General features: G+C 36.8%; 13 protein-coding genes, 25 tRNA genes and 2 rRNA genes. 39 read left to right on the top strand and 1 reads right to left on the bottom strand.

Going from position 1 to position 19,053, the window contains the following annotated elements:
- Nucleotides 1-109 precede the first annotated feature (109 nt).
- From NST10_RS00640 to fumC, 36 genes are all read left to right on the top strand, one after another.
- Nucleotides 110-3,032, top strand: a 23S ribosomal RNA gene (locus tag NST10_RS00640).
- 72 nt (nucleotides 3,033-3,104) lie between these two features.
- Nucleotides 3,105-3,219 (top strand): 5S ribosomal RNA (gene rrf, locus NST10_RS00645).
- Between the two features lie 11 nt (nucleotides 3,220-3,230).
- A tRNA-Val gene (locus NST10_RS00650) sits at nucleotides 3,231-3,306 on the top strand.
- Between the two features lie 16 nt (nucleotides 3,307-3,322).
- Nucleotides 3,323-3,398: transfer RNA gene (locus NST10_RS00655), tRNA-Thr, on the top strand.
- A 5-nt stretch (nucleotides 3,399-3,403) separates the two neighbouring features.
- A tRNA-Lys gene (locus NST10_RS00660) sits at nucleotides 3,404-3,479 on the top strand.
- A 3-nt stretch (nucleotides 3,480-3,482) separates the two neighbouring features.
- Nucleotides 3,483-3,564 (top strand) — tRNA-Leu (locus NST10_RS00665).
- Between the two features lie 3 nt (nucleotides 3,565-3,567).
- Nucleotides 3,568-3,642, top strand: a tRNA-Gly gene (locus NST10_RS00670).
- 10 nt (nucleotides 3,643-3,652) lie between these two features.
- Nucleotides 3,653-3,741: transfer RNA gene (locus tag NST10_RS00675), tRNA-Leu, on the top strand.
- Between the two features lie 18 nt (nucleotides 3,742-3,759).
- Nucleotides 3,760-3,833, top strand: a tRNA-Arg gene (locus tag NST10_RS00680).
- A gap of 9 nt (nucleotides 3,834-3,842) precedes the next feature.
- Nucleotides 3,843-3,916, top strand: a tRNA-Pro gene (locus NST10_RS00685).
- A 17-nt stretch (nucleotides 3,917-3,933) separates the two neighbouring features.
- Nucleotides 3,934-4,009 (top strand) — tRNA-Ala (locus NST10_RS00690).
- 21 nt (nucleotides 4,010-4,030) lie between these two features.
- A tRNA-Met gene (locus NST10_RS00695) sits at nucleotides 4,031-4,104 on the top strand.
- A 28-nt stretch (nucleotides 4,105-4,132) separates the two neighbouring features.
- Nucleotides 4,133-4,206: transfer RNA gene (locus NST10_RS00700), tRNA-Ile, on the top strand.
- A 9-nt stretch (nucleotides 4,207-4,215) separates the two neighbouring features.
- Nucleotides 4,216-4,305: transfer RNA gene (locus NST10_RS00705), tRNA-Ser, on the top strand.
- Between the two features lie 10 nt (nucleotides 4,306-4,315).
- Nucleotides 4,316-4,391: transfer RNA gene (locus NST10_RS00710), tRNA-Asp, on the top strand.
- 38 nt (nucleotides 4,392-4,429) lie between these two features.
- Nucleotides 4,430-4,522: transfer RNA gene (locus tag NST10_RS00715), tRNA-Ser, on the top strand.
- A gap of 14 nt (nucleotides 4,523-4,536) precedes the next feature.
- A tRNA-Met gene (locus NST10_RS00720) sits at nucleotides 4,537-4,610 on the top strand.
- Between the two features lie 9 nt (nucleotides 4,611-4,619).
- Nucleotides 4,620-4,695 (top strand) — tRNA-Asp (locus tag NST10_RS00725).
- An 18-nt stretch (nucleotides 4,696-4,713) separates the two neighbouring features.
- A tRNA-Phe gene (locus NST10_RS00730) sits at nucleotides 4,714-4,786 on the top strand.
- A gap of 7 nt (nucleotides 4,787-4,793) precedes the next feature.
- A tRNA-Thr gene (locus NST10_RS00735) sits at nucleotides 4,794-4,869 on the top strand.
- A gap of 5 nt (nucleotides 4,870-4,874) precedes the next feature.
- Nucleotides 4,875-4,955, top strand: a tRNA-Tyr gene (locus tag NST10_RS00740).
- Nucleotides 4,956-4,970: 15 nt separating this feature from the next.
- Nucleotides 4,971-5,044: transfer RNA gene (locus NST10_RS00745), tRNA-Trp, on the top strand.
- A gap of 2 nt (nucleotides 5,045-5,046) precedes the next feature.
- Nucleotides 5,047-5,119, top strand: a tRNA-His gene (locus NST10_RS00750).
- Between the two features lie 11 nt (nucleotides 5,120-5,130).
- Nucleotides 5,131-5,202: transfer RNA gene (locus tag NST10_RS00755), tRNA-Gln, on the top strand.
- A gap of 5 nt (nucleotides 5,203-5,207) precedes the next feature.
- A tRNA-Cys gene (locus NST10_RS00760) sits at nucleotides 5,208-5,281 on the top strand.
- Between the two features lie 7 nt (nucleotides 5,282-5,288).
- Nucleotides 5,289-5,363: transfer RNA gene (locus tag NST10_RS00765), tRNA-Gly, on the top strand.
- Between the two features lie 128 nt (nucleotides 5,364-5,491).
- Nucleotides 5,492-5,575: transfer RNA gene (locus NST10_RS00770), tRNA-Leu, on the top strand.
- A gap of 546 nt (nucleotides 5,576-6,121) precedes the next feature.
- The gene (locus NST10_RS00775) at nucleotides 6,122-7,183 is read left to right on the top strand and encodes a PTS transporter subunit IIC (protein ID WP_000063551.1); all 1,062 of its coding nucleotides are present in this window, start codon (nucleotides 6,122-6,124) and stop codon (nucleotides 7,181-7,183) included.
- 258 nt (nucleotides 7,184-7,441) lie between these two features.
- Nucleotides 7,442-8,899, top strand: a complete 1,458-nt coding sequence (locus tag NST10_RS00780; protein WP_000649898.1) for an ABC transporter permease subunit — start codon at nucleotides 7,442-7,444, stop codon at nucleotides 8,897-8,899.
- The gene (locus NST10_RS00785) at nucleotides 8,892-9,614 is read left to right on the top strand and encodes an amino acid ABC transporter ATP-binding protein (RefSeq protein WP_000590809.1); all 723 of its coding nucleotides are present in this window, start codon (nucleotides 8,892-8,894) and stop codon (nucleotides 9,612-9,614) included. Before NST10_RS00780 ends, NST10_RS00785 begins: the two co-directional genes overlap by 8 nt.
- A gap of 150 nt (nucleotides 9,615-9,764) precedes the next feature.
- Entirely contained in the window at nucleotides 9,765-10,892 is a 1,128-nt protein-coding gene (gene queG / locus NST10_RS00790) for a tRNA epoxyqueuosine(34) reductase QueG (protein WP_000379980.1), read from the top strand.
- A gap of 4 nt (nucleotides 10,893-10,896) precedes the next feature.
- On the top strand, nucleotides 10,897-11,367 hold the full coding sequence (trmL, locus tag NST10_RS00795; protein ID WP_000181394.1) for a tRNA (uridine(34)/cytosine(34)/5-carboxymethylaminomethyluridine(34)-2'-O)-methyltransferase TrmL: 471 nt from the start codon (nucleotides 10,897-10,899) through the stop codon (nucleotides 11,365-11,367).
- A 158-nt stretch (nucleotides 11,368-11,525) separates the two neighbouring features.
- Nucleotides 11,526-12,125 (top strand): glucosamine-6-phosphate isomerase, encoded by a 600-nt coding sequence (locus NST10_RS00800; protein WP_001251219.1) that lies wholly within the window; start codon nucleotides 11,526-11,528, stop codon nucleotides 12,123-12,125.
- Nucleotides 12,126-12,149: 24 nt separating this feature from the next.
- A complete protein-coding gene (locus NST10_RS00805) occupies nucleotides 12,150-12,302 on the top strand; it encodes an SAS053 family protein (RefSeq protein WP_000031108.1) in 153 nt (50 codons plus the stop codon).
- A 600-nt stretch (nucleotides 12,303-12,902) separates the two neighbouring features.
- Entirely contained in the window at nucleotides 12,903-13,298 is a 396-nt protein-coding gene (locus NST10_RS00810) for a hypothetical protein (protein ID WP_000901019.1), read from the top strand.
- A 195-nt stretch (nucleotides 13,299-13,493) separates the two neighbouring features.
- A complete protein-coding gene (gene fumC / locus NST10_RS00815; RefSeq protein WP_000116227.1) occupies nucleotides 13,494-14,879 on the top strand; it encodes a class II fumarate hydratase in 1,386 nt (461 codons plus the stop codon).
- A gap of 455 nt (nucleotides 14,880-15,334) precedes the next feature.
- Here the strand turns inward: fumC and NST10_RS00820 are convergent, their stop codons facing one another.
- Entirely contained in the window at nucleotides 15,335-16,156 is an 822-nt protein-coding gene (locus NST10_RS00820; RefSeq protein WP_339210603.1) for an RluA family pseudouridine synthase, read from the bottom strand.
- Nucleotides 16,157-16,318: 162 nt separating this feature from the next.
- Here NST10_RS00820 and NST10_RS00825 point away from each other — a divergent pair, with 162 nt between their 5' ends.
- The 3 genes from NST10_RS00825 (at nucleotide 16,319) to NST10_RS00835 (ending at nucleotide 18,898) form a co-directional block, all read left to right on the top strand.
- Nucleotides 16,319-17,431 carry a GAF domain-containing sensor histidine kinase gene (locus NST10_RS00825; RefSeq protein ID WP_000437967.1) on the top strand — a complete coding sequence of 371 codons (1,113 nt, stop codon included), beginning with the start codon at nucleotides 16,319-16,321 and terminating at the stop codon, nucleotides 17,429-17,431.
- A 21-nt stretch (nucleotides 17,432-17,452) separates the two neighbouring features.
- Nucleotides 17,453-18,076: a response regulator transcription factor gene (locus NST10_RS00830; RefSeq protein ID WP_001045133.1), complete on the top strand. Its 624-nt coding sequence runs from the start codon at nucleotides 17,453-17,455 to the stop codon at nucleotides 18,074-18,076.
- A 357-nt stretch (nucleotides 18,077-18,433) separates the two neighbouring features.
- Nucleotides 18,434-18,898 (top strand): helix-turn-helix transcriptional regulator, encoded by a 465-nt coding sequence (locus tag NST10_RS00835; RefSeq protein WP_000375864.1) that lies wholly within the window; start codon nucleotides 18,434-18,436, stop codon nucleotides 18,896-18,898.
- Nucleotides 18,899-19,053: the final 155 nt, after the last annotated feature.

Consider the following 19,053-nt stretch of genomic DNA (forward strand, 5'->3'; position numbering starts at 1 on the left):
TCGCTAGTGTTCGAAAGAACACTCACAAGATTAATAACGCGTTTAAATCTTTTTATAAAAGAACGTAACTTCATGTTAACGTTTGACTTATAAAAATGGTGGAAACATAGATTAAGTTATTAAGGGCGCACGGTGGATGCCTTGGCACTAGAAGCCGATGAAGGACGTTACTAACGACGATATGCTTTGGGGAGCTGTAAGTAAGCTTTGATCCAGAGATTTCCGAATGGGGAAACCCAGCATGAGTTATGTCATGTTATCGATATGTGAATACATAGCATATCAGAAGGCACACCCGGAGAACTGAAACATCTTAGTACCCGGAGGAAGAGAAAGAAAATTCGATTCCCTTAGTAGCGGCGAGCGAAACGGGAAGAGCCCAAACCAACAAGCTTGCTTGTTGGGGTTGTAGGACACTCTATACGGAGTTACAAAGGACGACATTAGACGAATCATCTGGAAAGATGAATCAAAGAAGGTAATAATCCTGTAGTCGAAAATGTTGTCTCTCTTGAGTGGATCCTGAGTACGACGGAGCACGTGAAATTCCGTCGGAATCTGGGAGGACCATCTCCTAAGGCTAAATACTCTCTAGTGACCGATAGTGAACCAGTACCGTGAGGGAAAGGTGAAAAGCACCCCGGAAGGGGAGTGAAATAGAACCTGAAACCGTGTGCTTACAAGTAGTCAGAGCCCGTTAATGGGTGATGGCGTGCCTTTTGTAGAATGAACCGGCGAGTTACGATTTGATGCAAGGTTAAGCAGTAAATGTGGAGCCGTAGCGAAAGCGAGTCTGAATAGGGCGTTTAGTATTTGGTCGTAGACCCGAAACCAGGTGATCTACCCTTGGTCAGGTTGAAGTTCAGGTAACACTGAATGGAGGACCGAACCGACTTACGTTGAAAAGTGAGCGGATGAACTGAGGGTAGCGGAGAAATTCCAATCGAACCTGGAGATAGCTGGTTCTCTCCGAAATAGCTTTAGGGCTAGCCTCAAGTGATGATTATTGGAGGTAGAGCACTGTTTGGACGAGGGGCCCCTCTCGGGTTACCGAATTCAGACAAACTCCGAATGCCAATTAATTTAACTTGGGAGTCAGAACATGGGTGATAAGGTCCGTGTTCGAAAGGGAAACAGCCCAGACCACCAGCTAAGGTCCCAAAATATATGTTAAGTGGAAAAGGATGTGGCGTTGCCCAGACAACTAGGATGTTGGCTTAGAAGCAGCCATCATTTAAAGAGTGCGTAATAGCTCACTAGTCGAGTGACACTGCGCCGAAAATGTACCGGGGCTAAACATATTACCGAAGCTGTGGATTGTCCTTTGGACAATGGTAGGAGAGCGTTCTAAGGGCGTTGAAGCATGATCGTAAGGACATGTGGAGCGCTTAGAAGTGAGAATGCCGGTGTGAGTAGCGAAAGACGGGTGAGAATCCCGTCCACCGATTGACTAAGGTTTCCAGAGGAAGGCTCGTCCGCTCTGGGTTAGTCGGGTCCTAAGCTGAGGCCGACAGGCGTAGGCGATGGATAACAGGTTGATATTCCTGTACCACCTATAATCGTTTTAATCGATGGGGGGACGCAGTAGGATAGGCGAAGCGTGCGATTGGATTGCACGTCTAAGCAGTAAGGCTGAGTATTAGGCAAATCCGGTACTCATTAAGGCTGAGCTGTGATGGGGAGAAGACATTGTGTCTTCGAGTCGTTGATTTCACACTGCCGAGAAAAGCCTCTAGATAGAAAATAGGTGCCCGTACCGCAAACCGACACAGGTAGTCAAGATGAGAATTCTAAGGTGAGCGAGCGAACTCTCGTTAAGGAACTCGGCAAAATGACCCCGTAACTTCGGGAGAAGGGGTGCTCTTTAGGGTTAACGCCCAGAAGAGCCGCAGTGAATAGGCCCAAGCGACTGTTTATCAAAAACACAGGTCTCTGCTAAACCGTAAGGTGATGTATAGGGGCTGACGCCTGCCCGGTGCTGGAAGGTTAAGAGGAGTGGTTAGCTTCTGCGAAGCTACGAATCGAAGCCCCAGTAAACGGCGGCCGTAACTATAACGGTCCTAAGGTAGCGAAATTCCTTGTCGGGTAAGTTCCGACCCGCACGAAAGGCGTAACGATTTGGGCACTGTCTCAACGAGAGACTCGGTGAAATCATAGTACCTGTGAAGATGCAGGTTACCCGCGACAGGACGGAAAGACCCCGTGGAGCTTTACTGTAGCCTGATATTGAAATTCGGCACAGCTTGTACAGGATAGGTAGGAGCCTTTGAAACGTGAGCGCTAGCTTACGTGGAGGCGCTGGTGGGATACTACCCTAGCTGTGTTGGCTTTCTAACCCGCACCACTTATCGTGGTGGGAGACAGTGTCAGGCGGGCAGTTTGACTGGGGCGGTCGCCTCCTAAAAGGTAACGGAGGCGCTCAAAGGTTCCCTCAGAATGGTTGGAAATCATTCATAGAGTGTAAAGGCATAAGGGAGCTTGACTGCGAGACCTACAAGTCGAGCAGGGTCGAAAGACGGACTTAGTGATCCGGTGGTTCCGCATGGAAGGGCCATCGCTCAACGGATAAAAGCTACCCCGGGGATAACAGGCTTATCTCCCCCAAGAGTTCACATCGACGGGGAGGTTTGGCACCTCGATGTCGGCTCATCGCATCCTGGGGCTGTAGTCGGTCCCAAGGGTTGGGCTGTTCGCCCATTAAAGCGGTACGCGAGCTGGGTTCAGAACGTCGTGAGACAGTTCGGTCCCTATCCGTCGTGGGCGTAGGAAATTTGAGAGGAGCTGTCCTTAGTACGAGAGGACCGGGATGGACATACCTCTGGTGTACCAGTTGTCGTGCCAACGGCATAGCTGGGTAGCTATGTGTGGACGGGATAAGTGCTGAAAGCATCTAAGCATGAAGCCCCCCTCAAGATGAGATTTCCCAACTTCGGTTATAAGATCCCTCAAAGATGATGAGGTTAATAGGTTCGAGGTGGAAGCATGGTGACATGTGGAGCTGACGAATACTAATCGATCGAAGACTTAATCAAAATAAATGTTTTGCGAAGCAAAATCACTTTTACTTACTATCTAGTTTTGAATGTATAATCTACATTCATATGTCTGGTGACTATAGCAAGGAGGTCACACCTGTTCCCATGCCGAACACAGAAGTTAAGCTCCTTAGCGTCGATGGTAGTCGAACTTACGTTCCGCTAGAGTAGAACGTTGCCAGGCAGTTTTAAATCGGAGAATTAGCTCAGCTGGGAGAGCATCTGCCTTACAAGCAGAGGGTCGGCGGTTCGAACCCGTCATTCTCCACCATTTATTCTTACATATTGCCGGCCTAGCTCAATTGGTAGAGCAACTGACTTGTAATCAGTAGGTTGGGGGTTCAAGTCCTCTGGCCGGCACCATGGAAGAGCCATTAGCTCAGTTGGTAGAGCATCTGACTTTTAATCAGAGGGTCAGAGGTTCGAATCCTCTATGGCTCACCATTTGCGGGTGTGGCGGAATTGGCAGACGCACTAGACTTAGGATCTAGCGCCTTACGGCGTGGGGGTTCGACTCCCTTCACCCGCATATGCAGAAGTAGTTCAGCGGTAGAATACAACCTTGCCAAGGTTGGGGTCGCGGGTTCGAATCCCGTCTTCTGCTCCATTTTTATAGTGCCGGGGTGGCGGAACTGGCAGACGCACAGGACTTAAAATCCTGCGGTGAGTGATCACCGTACCGGTTCGATTCCGGTCCTCGGCACCATTTTCAATAAAAATATATGCGCCCGTAGCTCAATTGGATAGAGCGTTTGACTACGGATCAAGAGGTTATGGGTTCGACTCCTATCGGGCGCGTTAATTATACGGGAAGTAGCTCAGCTTGGTAGAGCACTTGGTTTGGGACCAAGGGGTCGCAGGTTCGAATCCTGTCTTCCCGATATACTGTAATTATTATGGGGGCTTAGCTCAGCTGGGAGAGCGCCTGCTTTGCACGCAGGAGGTCAGCGGTTCGATCCCGCTAGTCTCCACCATATTATTTACAAACTATATAAGGCGGTGTAGCTCAGCTGGCTAGAGCGTACGGTTCATACCCGTGAGGTCGGGGGTTCGATCCCCTCCACCGCCACTATTTATTAGTTGTAAAATTATATTTAGGACCTTTAGCTCAGTTGGTTAGAGCTAACGGCTCATAACCGTTCGGTCGCAGGTTCGAGTCCTGCAAGGTCCATATAATTTTGGAGGAATACCCAAGTCCGGCTGAAGGGATCGGTCTTGAAAACCGACAGGGGCTTAACGGCTCGCGGGGGTTCGAATCCCTCTTCCTCCGTTTTACTAATGGTCTCGTAGTGTAGCGGTTAACACGCCTGCCTGTCACGCAGGAGATCGCGGGTTCGATTCCCGTCGAGACCGCCATTTAATTTTATAATTAATAGCGATTTACCTATAATAATGGAGGAATACCCAAGTCCGGCTGAAGGGATCGGTCTTGAAAACCGACAGGGCCTTAACGGGCCGCGGGGGTTCGAATCCCTCTTCCTCCGCCATTATTTTTTATTATCGCGGGATGGAGCAGTTCGGTAGCTCGTCGGGCTCATAACCCGAAGGTCGGTGGTTCAAATCCGCCTCCCGCAATATTTTATAGGTCTCGTAGTGTAGCGGTTAACACGCCTGCCTGTCACGCAGGAGATCGCGGGTTCGATTCCCGTCGAGACCGCCATCATTACATTTTTATTATGGTTCAGTAGCTCAGTTGGTAGAGCAATGGATTGAAGCTCCATGTGTCGGCAGTTCGACTCTGTCCTGAACCATTTCTTAGCCGGCCTAGCTCAATTGGTAGAGCAACTGACTTGTAATCAGTAGGTTGGGGGTTCAAGTCCTCTGGCCGGCACCATTTATGGAGGGGTAGCGAAGTGGCTAAACGCGGCGGACTGTAAATCCGCTCCTTCGGGTTCGGCAGTTCGAATCTGCCCCCCTCCATTTATTATTTTTAATAGGGGCATAGTTCAACGGTAGAATAGAGGTCTCCAAAACCTTTGGTGTGGGTTCGATTCCTACTGCCCCTGCCATGGCGGCTGTGGTGAAGTGGTTAACACATCGGATTGTGGTTCCGACATTCGAGGGTTCGATCCCCTTCAGCCGCCCTTATTATTAATGGGCTATAGCCAAGCGGTAAGGCAACGGACTTTGACTCCGTCACTCGTTGGTTCGAATCCAGCTAGCCCAGTTATTGGCGGCATAGCCAAGTGGTAAGGCAGAGGTCTGCAAAACCTTTATCACCGGTTCAAATCCGGTTGCCGCCTCCAGGTTTATGCGGGAGTAGTTCAACTTTTAGAACACGTTCCTTCCCGGAACGAGGTATAGGTGCAAATCCTATCTTCCGCTCCATAATTTAATAATAATGCGGGAGTATTTCAACTCTTAGAATACATTCCTTCCTGGAATGAGGTATAGGTGTAAATCCTATCTTCCGCTCCATAATTGCTTCCAAAGGGAAGTTTTTTGTTTACCATTAAGCCGGTGTGGCGGAATTGGCAGACGCGCGGGACTCAAAATCCCGTTCCACTTGTGGAGTGTCGGTTCGACCCCGACCACCGGTATAATTAACTGTTATTTACATAACATAACGTACTAGAAACCTTGTAAAACAAGGTTTCTTTTTATTTCTCTCTATACAATACAAATAAAGTGGCACTCAAATGGCACACGCTTTAATAGGCTCTATGTCAAATTGTAATGATGAGTTTAATATAGGAAGTTAAGCAACTATACATTGTTTAACTTCTTTTTTTGGTATTACATTAATGATAATGACTATATTATCTGGGGTATGTATTTGTTTTAACTTTTCTAATAAAATATTTGTAAAAGTGCTATTTTATTGTGCTTTATACCAAGTCGATTCAATTTATCTATCTTAATAGTAATATGGCTATTTTAATATTTACAATTTATTACATTATTAGTCACAAGATGTAATTAGTAGTATTTTAAAATTAACATAACATTGTTTACTGATTAGATTGTTCCAATTTACTTTATTCCTTTTGTGAATTGTTATATTTAGATTAAATTAGCCAACTAATCATTGTTAAAGTTAATTTTCTATAATATGATGAGTTTAATGTTCAAATTGGAGGTCGTTTATGAGTAACGCAAAGAATGCTGATAATAAACAGTTTTTCAGTAAGATTTTAAATTCTATTGGTGCTGGTGTTGTTATTGCACTTGTTCCGAATGCTTTATTAGGTGAAGTATTAAAAATATTTAAAAGTGGTAATGAAATTTTAGAATTAACGTATCAGTTAGTGATACTAATTCAATCATTTATGGCATTTATTATTGGGGTTTTAGCTGCTCATCAATTTAAATTTAATGGCGCAGGTGCTGCTATAGTAGGTACATCAGCTATGATTGGTTCAGGTGCTGTTGTATATAGCAATAATAGTTTTATGTTAAAAGGTATAGGTGACATTATAAATACAAGTTTGGTTGTTATTATTGCATGTCTTATATATATGGTATTACAAAACAAGCTTGGATCTTTTGAATTAATTATATTACCAGTTTTAGTACCTATCGTTAGTGGGGGTATCGGTCTAATCACATTACCTTACATTCGAAAAATTACTCAAGCAATTGGAAATGTAATTCATTCTTTTACAGACTTAAATCCGTTGTTAATGTCTATACTTATTAGTGTGGCATTTTCATTATTAATGGTAACACCAATATCGTTAGTAGCGATTGCAACTGCGATTAGTTTAAACGGGCTAGGAAGTGGAGCAGCAAACCTAGGTATAGTGGCTGCTTGTGTTACTTTCTTATTCGGCTCATTGCGTGTCAATTCTATTGGCGTAAATGCAGTTTTACTCATAGGAGCTGCAAAAATGATGATCCCAGTTTACTTGAAAAATTTAATTATTTCGATACCATTGACTATAAATGGAATAATTACTGGAATCATTGCTTACGTTCTTCAGGTTAAAGGAACACCATTGTCTGCTGGATTTGGATATACAGGATTAGTTGGCCCAATAAATGCATTTAACCGAATGTCAGGTGATCCAACAATGAATATTATTTTATTAGCTCTTGGTTATTTTGTCATACCATTTGTATCGGCGTTTATTGTTCATGAATTGTGTAAAAAATTCATTCCTATATATTCTAATGATATTTATAAATTTGAAGTTCCAAAACAATAATTTATAGCTTGATGACAAGAATAATTTTTAATATATGATAAATATAGGCGTTACTGTCAATAAGATATTGATAGTAGCGCTTTTTTTGATTGATTTTAAAATTTAAGAATTGTTCGCGTATAATAGACGATTTTTTAAGTAAAGTCTTTTAAAAAGAAGCTTTTCTTTATATTGATAAAAATACATTTATAAAACACTATTGCATCAAAATGTATTAATATGTATAATTATGAATATTAATTAGGGAGGGCTGTATAAATGAAGTGTTTAATTAGGTTTATATTAGTATTAGGGTTGTTAATTAGCAGTGCTATGGTGTATATCAATCCCGCAGCATATGCTGAACAAGATCAAAAATGGGAGAAGATTAAAGAACGCGGTGAACTTAGAGTGGGTCTTTCTGCAGATTATGCACCAATGGAATTTGAGCATACAGTTAATGGTAAGACTGAGTATGCAGGTGTAGATATTGATTTAGCTAAAAAAATTGCGAAAGATAATAATTTAAAATTAAAAATCGTCAATATGTCATTTGATAGTTTGTTAGGAGCTCTTAAAACTGGAAAAATTGATATTATTATTTCCGGAATGACTTCAACGCCTGAACGTAAGAAGCAAGTTGATTTTTCAGATTCATATATGATGACTAAAAATATCATGCTTGTAAAGAAAGATAAAGTTAATGATTATAAAGATATCAAAGACTTTAATAATAAAAAAGTAGGGGCACAAAAGGGAACTGAACAAGAAAAAATCGCTCAAACCGAAATTGAAAATGCATCTATTACTTCATTAAGCCGTTTACCAGACGTTATATTAGCTCTGAAAAGTGGAAAGGTTGAAGGTGTTGTAGTTGAAAAACCTGTAGCAGAAGCATATTTAAAACAAAATCCTAAATTAGGAATTTCCAATGTGAAATTTAATGAAGAAGAAAAAGATACAGTGATAGCAGTACCAAAAGATTCACCAAAATTATTGTCACAAATTAATAAAACGATTAAAGAGGTTAAAGATAAAGGATTAATCGATAAATATATGACTAATGCTGCAAATGCGATGAATGATGACAGTGGTTTTATTTCTAAGTATGGTAGTTTTTTCTTGAAAGGAATTAAGATTACAATATTAATTTCACTTATCGGTGTAGCATTAGGTTCTATTTTAGGTGCATTCGTTGCGTTAATGAAATTAAGTAAAATAAAAATTATTTCATGGATTGCCTCTATCTATATCGAAATATTAAGAGGAACACCAATGTTAGTTCAAGTATTTATCGTATTCTTTGGTATAACGGCTGCATTAGGACTAGACATTTCAGCTCTTGTTTGTGGAACAATTGCATTAGTTATTAATTCCTCAGCTTACATTGCTGAAATTATTCGTGCAGGTATAAATGCTGTTGATAAAGGCCAAATGGAAGCCGCACGTAGTCTAGGTTTGAATTATAGACAAACGATGAAAAGTGTAATTATGCCACAAGCAATTAAAAACATTTTACCAGCTTTAGGTAATGAATTTGTCACTTTAATTAAAGAATCATCTATTGTGTCAACAATTGGAGTTGGCGAAATTATGTTTAATGCACAAGTGGTTCAAGGTATTTCATTTGACCCATTCACACCATTACTAGTGGCAGCAGCATTATACTTTGTCTTAACATTTGTACTTACACGCATTATGAACATGATTGAAGGGAGATTGAATGCCAGTGATTAAAATAAACAATCTTAATAAAGTTTTTGGAGATAATGAAGTTTTAAAAGATATCAATCTTGAAATCAATCAAGGGGAAGTAGTAGCAATAATAGGTCCATCTGGTAGTGGTAAAAGTACATTGTTAAGATGTATGAATTTATTAGAAGTACCCACTAAAGGTCAAGTGATTTTTGAAGGCAATGATTTAACGGAAAAAGGGACACAAGTAGATAAACTACGCCAAAAAATGGGTATGGTATTTCAAAACTTCAACCTATTTCCACATAAAAAAGTTGTCGATAATATTATTTTAGCTCCTAAATTATTAAAGAAAGATAATAACGATGAATTACATAAGGAAGCATTGTCGTTATTAGATAAAGTGGGATTAAAAGAAAAAGCAGATGTATATCCGAATCAATTATCAGGTGGTCAAAAACAAAGGGTAGCAATTGCAAGAGCTTTAGCAATGCATCCAGATGTTATTTTATTCGATGAACCAACTTCAGCATTAGATCCTGAGGTAGTTGGTGATGTATTAAAAGTAATGAAAGACCTAGCTAAAGAAGGTATGACCATGGTGGTTGTGACACATGAAATGGGATTTGCCAAAGATGTAAGTGACAAAGTCATATTTATGGCAGATGGCGTTGTCGTCGAGTCAGGCACACCAGTCGAAATATTTGAACAACCGCAACATGAAAGAACACAAAATTTCTTAGCAAGAGTATTATAACAACCTAACGTAGCTTGAATATATGATGCGCACCACAAAGTTATATCATATATTCAAGCTTTTTATTATTAAAATTATGTGAAATGAAACCTCAATATGAATAATGGTTGTGTTAAAATAACATAGTATTATTTTATGGGGGGCATACGATTGGATACAAAGCAGTTAAAGCAAGATATCATTGACTATGCATATACAATTGGTATCGACAGTATTGGATTTACTACTGCCGATCCCTTTGATGAATTGAAGCAAAAGCTAGAAGCATATCATGCAAATGGTTATGCCTCAGGATTTGAAGAATCTGATATTGCTTTACGAACGGAGCCTAAATTATCCTTACCAACAGCAAGGTCAATCATAGCAATTGCAGTTGGTTATCCTAACAAACTGAAAGGTGCACCTAAGAGTGTTAGAGGTGATCGCAGAGGCTTATTTGCTAGAGCATCGTGGGGTCAAGATTATCATACAATTATGCGTAAACGGTTAGATATGTTAGCTGCATTTATTGAATCTAAAGTTCCAGATGTTGAAATCAAATCTATGGTAGATACGGGTGTATTATCAGATAGGGCAGTAGCAGAACGTGCAGGTTTAGGATTTGTTGGTCGTAATGGCTTTGTCATCAATCCTAAACTAGGAACATGGACATACCTCGGTGAAATGTTAGTCAGTATACCTTTTGAACCTGATGATCCATTATTAGATAGCTGTGGTGATTGTACAATTTGTGTTGATCGTTGTCCAACAAGTGCATTAGTTGGAAATGGCCAATTAAATAGTCAGAAATGCATTAGTTTTTTAACGCAAACAAAAGGCTATATGCCTGACCAATATCGTTATAAAATTGGGAATAGATTATATGGTTGCGATACGTGTCAACAAGTTTGCCCGAAAAATAGAGGTATTAATACCGAACAAGATGACATCATTTTGGAACCAGAAATTTTAAAGCCAAGATTAGTACCTTTACTACGTATGTCTAATAAAGAATTCAAACAAACATATGGTCACCTTGCAGGTGCTTGGCGTGGTAAAAAACCGATACAACGAAATGCTATTTTAGCATTGGCGCATTTTAATGAAGTGGATGCAATTCCAGAATTGAAAAAAGTTGCAACAACAGATGAAAGACCGATGATTCGAGCAACTGCTTATTGGGCTATTGGTCAAATTCTTGGGGAAGAAGCAAGAGATTTTATCAATGCAAATTACGATCAAGAGGATGCAGAAGTTCAGAATGAAATGATAAAAGGATTGGACACAAGGAGAGAATAGTAATATGACAAATCATATCGTTTTATATCAACCAGAAATCCCAGCTAATACTGGTAACATTGCACGTACGTGTGCAGGTACAAACACACATTTACATTTAATTAAACCTCTTGGATTTAGAACTGATGATAAAATGTTAAAAAGAGCCGGTTTAGATTATTGGGAATTTGTGAATATTACGTATCATGATAGTATTGAAGCATTTTTTGAAGCCACAAATGGCGAGTATTACTTATTAACAAAATTTGGTAAAAAGACTTATAGTGATTTTGATTTTTCAAATCATGACAAAGATTTTTACTTCATTTTTGGAAAAGAAACGACAGGATTACCAGACTGGGTGAAAGAGAAATATCAAGACACAGCGTTAAGAATTCCTATGAGTGAACATATTCGTTCATTAAATTTATCAAATACTGCTGCGTTATTAATTTATGAAGCGTTACGTCAACAAGATTTTCCAGGATTGAATTAAAATTTACTCATTTTCATTATAAAAATGATGCTTAAGTGCTATATTTAGAGTATAAGCATGTTAAAGTTAAATGGTTTGATATATTGAAAGTTAGGGTATAATAATTATTAATATCGCCGTTTTTATGTAAAATGCAAACTAAGAGGAGTGTAGAAATCATGGCAATGAACTTTAAAGTCTTTGACAATAGTCAACTTGTAGCAGAATATGCTGCTGATATTATTAGAAAGCAATTTAACAATAATCCTACTACAATTGCAGGTTTTCATTTAGATACTGATCAAGCGCCAGTACTAGATGAATTAAAGAAAAATATTGAAAAACATGCTGTTGATTTTAGCCAAATAAATATTTTAGATTATGACGATAAAAAATCATATTTCGAAGCGTTAGGTGTACCAGCAGGTCAAGTTTATCCAATTGCTTATGAAAAAGATGCAATCGAATTAATCGCTGATAAGATTAAAACTAAAGAAAATAAAGGGAAATTAACATTACAAGTTGTTTCTATCGATGAGCAAGGTAAGTTAAATGTTAGTATTCGTCAAGGACTAATGGAAGCAAGAGAAATTTTCTTAGTAGTGACTGGTGCTAATAAACGAGATGTAGTTGAAAAATTATATCAAGAAAATGGTAAAACAAGCTTTGAACCAGCCGATTTAAAAGCACATAGAATGGTAAATGTTATTCTTGATAAAGAAGCGGCTGCAGGTTTACCCGAAGATGTTAAAGCTTACTTTACGTCACGCTTTGCTTAATTAAAAATCTGTGAGGTATTGATTATGTCTAAAGACAAAGATCCAAAATTAAATTATCATGAAGAAGAAAACAGTATGGTAACTGATTTTGAAGATTTAAAAGAATTAGGTAAAGAAATGGAACAAATTTCTGATCAAAATGATCAAGAAAAGAATTCTGAAGAAGACAGTCAGTAAAGTATTATAATTGTGTAATATACAGCTATTTATCATGTAAACAATGAATAGTATAGAACCTATATCAAATAGGATTGATAATCTTGAATATGAAGTTAGGTAGCATTTTGTTACCTAGCTTTTTTATTATATTCACAGAAGCTGACTTTCCGCCAGCTTCTATGTTGGACCCGTTCCCCAACTTGCAATGTCTGTAGAAATTGGAAATCCGATTTCACTATGTTGGGGTCGTTCCCCAACTTGCAATGTCAGTAGAAATTGGAAATCCAATTCCACTGTGTTGTGGCCCCGCCAGCTTGCATGAAATAGTAAGCTGACATGCCGAAGCTTCAATGTTGGGGACTACAGTCAACTACTGCCAATATAACTTTGTAGAGCATAGAATATTGATTTGTGTACTAGACATAGTAATATATCAAAAATTCAATTTTAAATTTTAAAACACCATTTAAACAGAATTGATAATTAATTACTCCAGACATAATTGAAAGAAGTCATCTATCAGTAATATTTTTAATGAAATCATTAAACCGCGTTTCTTAATATGCCAAGATTATGATATGCTATTGAAGAATGAAATTAGAGGAGATTTATATATTTATGTTAGGAAAATACTGGATTCAATTATTGATAGCAACAGTTATTATAAGTTTAATATCAATTAAAGCATTTCCATTGGCAATTGGGGCATTATATTTACCTATTATTTTCAAAGTAATAAAATTACAACTCAATTTATCAAAAGGATTAATCGATGATGTTAATGCGCAAACATTCATTAAAAGTAATCAATCAGGTATTGTAATAAGTGTAATTTGTTGTTTATTAATAACAGGAATATTGTATTATACACTTGATGGGTTTTATGCGAGTTTAACAGGAGTATTAGGTACGCTTGTTGCTCTAAATCCATATACGACAATTGTTAGTGCTGTATTATATATACTTACAGCTATTGCTACGGTTGAAGCTACTAAAACAAAGTATCGTAATTAAACTTAGTTCAACATTAACTAAATAATGATAGATAACACACTAATCGTATGACCGTATCACTGTAATAAAGGGTGGGCACGTGCGATTAGTGTATTTTTATTTCAAATTATGAAAACGTTTTAATCATAAATTGCTCAATTAAATTATTTAATGATATACTACAGTTAAATAAACAGTGATAAGGGGAGAAATTGAATGTCAGTAAGAATTGAACATGATACTTTTGGAGAAATAGAAGTACCTGCAGATAAATATTGGGGTGCTCAAACAGAAAGAAGTAAACGTAATTTCCCAGTTGGTAAAGAGCGTATGCCAATCGAAGTAGTTTATGGTTTTGCACAACTAAAGCGTGCAGCAGCATTAGCTAATTTTGATTTAGGAAAATTAAGCGAGGCAAAGAAAGATGCCATTGTATACGCATGTGATCAAATTTTATCAGGTGAATTAGATGAACACTTCCCACTAGTTGTATGGCAAACAGGAAGCGGTACACAAAGTAATATGAATGTGAACGAAGTAGTAAGTTATGTTGCTAATATGTATTTAAAAGATCATCATAGTGATGAAAGTATCCACCCAAATGATGATGTAAATAAATCACAAAGTTCGAATGATACATTCCCAACTGCTATGCATGTTGCACTATATCAAGAGGTTGAAACAAAATTAGAACCTGCATTAAAACTTTTAAGAAATACTTTGAAAGAAAAAGAAGATAAATTTGATTCAATTATAAAAATTGGTCGTACACATTTACAAGATGCAACGCCGATCAAACTAGGACAAGAGATTAGTGGCTGGCGTTATATGCTTGACCGTTGCGAAACAATGTTATCTGAATCTAAGAAGCACATTTTAAATCTTGCCATCGGTGGTACAGCTGTTGGTACAGGTATTAATGCACATCCTGAGTTTGGTGATAAAGTGGCACAGTATATTTCTGAAAATACGGGTTATCCATTTGTATCTTCTGAAAATAAATTCCATGCATTAACAGCACATGATGAAGTAGTACAACTACACGGAACATTGAAGGCGCTAGCAGGAGACTTAATGAAAATTGCTAATGATGTGAGATGGTTGGCTTCAGGGCCACGAGCTGGTTTGGCAGAAATTTCTATCCCTGAAAATGAACCAGGTTCATCAATTATGCCTGGTAAAGTTAATCCTACACAATGTGAAATGTTAACAATGGTTGCAGTCCAAGTAATGGGTAATGATACAGTTGTTGGCTTCGCAAGTTCACAAGGTAACTTTGAATTGAATGTTTATAAACCAGTTATTATGCATAATACACTACAATCAATTTACCTTTTAGCTGACGGAATGGAAACATTTAATAACAATTGTGCAGTGGGCATTGAACCAATCGAAGAGAATATTGATAATTATTTAAATCAATCATTAATGTTAGTTACTGCATTAAATCCACATATTGGTTATGAAAAAGCTGCTCAAATTGCTAAGAAAGCCCATAAAGAAGGTTTAACTTTAAAAGAATCTGCAATTCAAACTGGATATGTTACAGAAGAACAATTTGAAGCATGGATTAAACCAGAAGATATGGTAGATCCTCATTAATTAAATATTAATATAAAATAAAGTTTGGGCATTACAGGTAGATGTAGTGTTCAAGCTTTATTTTTTTGTCTATGTCAAATTGAACTTATAAGTCCGATTTGATATAGAGCCATGAAAGGAAAAACTTTTCATGGATTCCATTTTATTATAGAACCTATTTTTTATTTGATGAATTGTTGTACATGTATTGACCAAACAATATGTGATAAAAATCTTATGATGTCATGTATTGTCCTTAGATACACGTAACGCAGTTGAAAAAGACTACAAGTCATTATCCAAGGATGCTATAAATCCAAATACATTCAAAATATAAAATCCTAAGGTCGTAAAAAACATAAAAAAACCGAACATCTGAAAAAATTAATAATTTTCCATCTATCCGATTTAAGTTGATACTTGATTTAGTTACAATGCAGTATTGCATATTTAAATATCATGCCAAACTAAACAAATTAGTCATCCAAAGAAACGGAAATGACTTCCTTAGTCAAGGGATGCACAAACTCTATTTTGTAACTTTCAAGTTCTAATTGTCTTAACGTTGAATCACCGTATAAAGGATCACCAATAACTGGGTGACCAATTTCAGCTAAATGCACACGAATTTGATGAGTACGTCCAGTATCCAACTTGATTTCAAGTTGGCACACAGTTTCTTTTATCATTTTTGAAGTTAAAATGTGTGTAATTGCACGCTGTCCAGTAGGAGACACACGTCGTTTATTCGAATGGAATTTATCTTTACCAATTGGCATATCAATCGTTTGTGGTTTTAAAGGTAAAAGTGCCTTAACATTTGCTTTGTATATCCGCGTAATATCATTGTCTTCTAACATGCGATCAAGAATTTTTTTCATTAAAGGATTTTTAGCAACAATTAATAATCCTACTGTTTCCTGGTCCAGTCGATGAATTGGTTCGACATAATCGCTATCAACCGTGTAAATCACATGATTCATTAAAGTATTGCTTTCTTTTAAATCATTAGGGTGGGTCTTAACACCTTTAGGTTTCATTACGATTGCCATATCATCATCTTCGTATTTAATTTGTGCATAACGATAACTTGGAACATAATTACTTTTTTCATCGATGGTTGGAACAAATACATCGTCGCCAGTACGCACTTTATCCATTAATCGCGCAGGTTTATCATTAATAGTAATATCTTTAGACATATTTAAATGATGTAAATCTTTTTTAGGTACCTTAAGTTGTTGGAAAATATCTCGTAAACTTAAGTCATTAAAGTTTTCTGGTATTTTAAATTTCATAAAATCCTCCTATAGTCTTTAATATCATATCACAAATCAGTTCTCCGAAATATAACTATTAAGTAATCAAGGCCATTTTATCATGTTCACGTCTAAGATTTAAAAATATAATAACTCAATGTATAATAGTTAATACACGTAAAAATGAATTGGAGCGATTTGATGGAACAAAGGACGCGACTAGCTTTATTAAAAGAGATTGCCGAATTTTTAAATGAAGAAACTGAAATGTATAGCATGACCCAAGGTGCGTTAAAATATTTAATTGAGGGCAGTAATTTCACGACAGGCTGGATATTTTTCATCAATAGCGTAGGTGAACATGAACTTGTATCACATGTGGCTTTACCACAATCTTTGACAGCAGACCACTGTCACTATATTAAAGATGGGTCTTGTTGGTGTGTGAAAGCATTTAATCAACGTAGGCTAATGAAAGCGTCGAATATCGTCAATTGTTCTCGTATTAACTTAGCCTCTAAAGCATTTCCTAGCCAAAATGACAATATTACACATCATGCAACGGTACCACTTAAATCGGGTCAAGAACAATTCGGCATTTTAAATGTAGCGTCACCAAATACTGAAATTTATAGTGATGAAGATTTAGAGTTGCTAGAGTCTGTCGCATTTCAATTAGGGTCAGCCATCAAACGTATTTATTTAACAGACCGTGAAAAAGAAGCAGCAAAAATTAATGAACGTAATCGTTTAGCTAGAGATTTACATGATTCAGTAAATCAAATGTTATTTTCTGTAAAACTAACAGCACATGCTGCGTATGGCATGTCAAACGAATCCATTGCTAAACAAGCTTTCAAGACGATTGAGGAAACGAGTCAAAATGCCGTTAATGAAATGCGTGCATTGATTTGGCAACTTAAGCCAGTTGGACTTGAGCAAGGCTTAATTCATGCTTTGACAGCATATAGTAAATTAATGCATATACAATTAAATGTAAATGTAGAAGGTTTAATCGATTTATCTAATGAAATCGAAGAAAACATATACAGAGCATTACAAGAGTGTATTAATAATGTTAAGAAACATGCTGATACGAATAAAATGGATCTTACATTAAAACAAATGAACGATATACTATATATTGACGTGATTGATTATGGTCAAGGATTTGAGATCGATAATGTTCAGATAGCTTCATCACACGGTATAAATAACATAAAACAAAGAGTTAAATTATTAAGAGGTAAAGTGACCTTTCATTCTCAGCCAACAAAGGGTACACAAATACAATTTACAATTCCTATAAAATAGCTTGATTTAAGGAGATAACCCATGAACAAAGTAATATTAGTAGATGACCATTATATTGTGCGACAAGGATTGCGATTTTTATTATCCACGATTGAAAACATAGAAGTTTTACAAGACTTTGCAGATGGAGAAACATTTTTAGAATATTTAAAAGAGCATGAGCATCCTGATATTGTGCTATTAGATTTAGTGATGCCTGGCATGAATGGTATTGAAATTACGGAATATATTAAGGCACATTATCCGGATATTAAAGTTTTGGTATTAACAAGTTATGTTGATGATGAACATGTAATTTCAGCAATCAATAAAGGTGCTGATGGTTATGAAATGAAAGACGTTGAGCCTCAGCAATTAATTGAAACTATTAGACGAGTTATGAACGGTGAAAAAATGATACATCCTAAGGCACAAGATGTATTCGAAACAGTTAGCCAAAAACCACACTACACGAATAAGTTGTCAAAGAGAGAAATTGAAGTGTTACGTGAAATGGTTAAAGGTAAAACAAATAAAGAGATAGCAGAAACTTTATTTGTATCTGAAAAAACAATTAAAACACATGTCAGTCATATATTTAGTAAATTACAAGTTAGCGATCGTACACAAGCAGCAATTTATGCAATGGAAAATAAGTTGATTTAAAGTTGCGTTGATGTAGCTTCGTCAAAAAATCGACAATTTTTAATCGATTTATTTAGATTTTTTTTACAGCGATAGCATTTATTATACAGTTTTCTTTGTAAATTTGATATCATAATAAAAGTGTAAGTTTTATCAAATGTAGACATAATGCATAAAATTTAACTTCGTTTACTTTTGTTTCATTATGAAGTAAACTTAACTTTTGTTGACTTGATCAAAATTTAATACAAATGTGAAATTGACTCTTTTCATTTTATTAAAAATATATTAAGATGTAATCTGTGTTTCAAGAAATGTGTATTATTGCAATTTCTTGTGTCCGGATAAAATTCCCCAAACAGAAAGGTAGATAACAGAATGGATAGACAGAGTTTTACAGATTTAATTCAAACAAAATTTAAAATGGTTCGTATAGAGGCTGGTTATACGCAAGATACTATGGCGCAAACAATTGGACTTTCTAAAAAGACTTTAGTACAAATCGAAAAAGAGAGAGTATTACCAAACTGGACAACTTGTATTTCAATTTGTGCATTATTCAGAGACTCTGAAGTATTAAACAGTACATTTGGCTGTGATCCATTAGAAATCGTTCAAACAATTTCAAGAAATCACTGTGCATATCCAAACCATGCACCAACAAGTGATATTTATTGGAATAACATTGAGACTCGTAATGGGTACATTTTACAAAGTAACAAAGTAAGCAATATTTATCGTGTATTAAATCCAGATAACCAACCAATTTTCGGTACTTCTAAAATGAGAGAAGCTGAAACATACTTTAACAGAAATGCTAAAGAAGAATTAGTACATATCTAGGCCTATATACTTTTAATAAATAATAAAAGCGATGTAACACACCTGTTTCGAGAGGTGAGGCATCGCTTTTTGTATGTAAACTAATAATAAATTGAGCAGAAAGTGAAATGATTAATGAATTAAAAAATAAAAATAGTGGTATAATGAATAACTAT

The organism is Staphylococcus sp. FSL W8-0305 (genome assembly GCF_037966415.1).
GTDB classification, from domain to species: domain Bacteria; phylum Bacillota; class Bacilli; order Staphylococcales; family Staphylococcaceae; genus Staphylococcus; species Staphylococcus aureus.

What these genes read in the sequence shown, in the direction of transcription:
- trmL (WP_000181394.1), top strand. Translation starts at nt 10,897, where the DNA reads ATGACAAATCATATCGTTTTATATCAACCAGAAATCCCAGCTAATACT.
- NST10_RS00805 (WP_000031108.1), top strand. Translation starts at nt 12,150, where the DNA reads ATGTCTAAAGACAAAGATCCAAAATTAAATTATCATGAAGAAGAAAAC.
- NST10_RS00775 (WP_000063551.1), top strand. Translation starts at nt 6,122, where the DNA reads ATGAGTAACGCAAAGAATGCTGATAATAAACAGTTTTTCAGTAAGATT.
- NST10_RS00780 (WP_000649898.1), top strand. Translation starts at nt 7,442, where the DNA reads ATGAAGTGTTTAATTAGGTTTATATTAGTATTAGGGTTGTTAATTAGC.
- fumC (WP_000116227.1), top strand. Translation starts at nt 13,494, where the DNA reads ATGTCAGTAAGAATTGAACATGATACTTTTGGAGAAATAGAAGTACCT.
- NST10_RS00820 (WP_339210603.1), bottom strand. Translation starts at nt 16,156, where the DNA reads ATGAAATTTAAAATACCAGAAAACTTTAATGACTTAAGTTTACGAGAT.
- NST10_RS00810 (WP_000901019.1), top strand. Translation starts at nt 12,903, where the DNA reads ATGTTAGGAAAATACTGGATTCAATTATTGATAGCAACAGTTATTATA.
- NST10_RS00800 (WP_001251219.1), top strand. Translation starts at nt 11,526, where the DNA reads ATGGCAATGAACTTTAAAGTCTTTGACAATAGTCAACTTGTAGCAGAA.
- NST10_RS00835 (WP_000375864.1), top strand. Translation starts at nt 18,434, where the DNA reads ATGGATAGACAGAGTTTTACAGATTTAATTCAAACAAAATTTAAAATG.
- NST10_RS00830 (WP_001045133.1), top strand. Translation starts at nt 17,453, where the DNA reads ATGAACAAAGTAATATTAGTAGATGACCATTATATTGTGCGACAAGGA.
- NST10_RS00825 (WP_000437967.1), top strand. Translation starts at nt 16,319, where the DNA reads ATGGAACAAAGGACGCGACTAGCTTTATTAAAAGAGATTGCCGAATTT.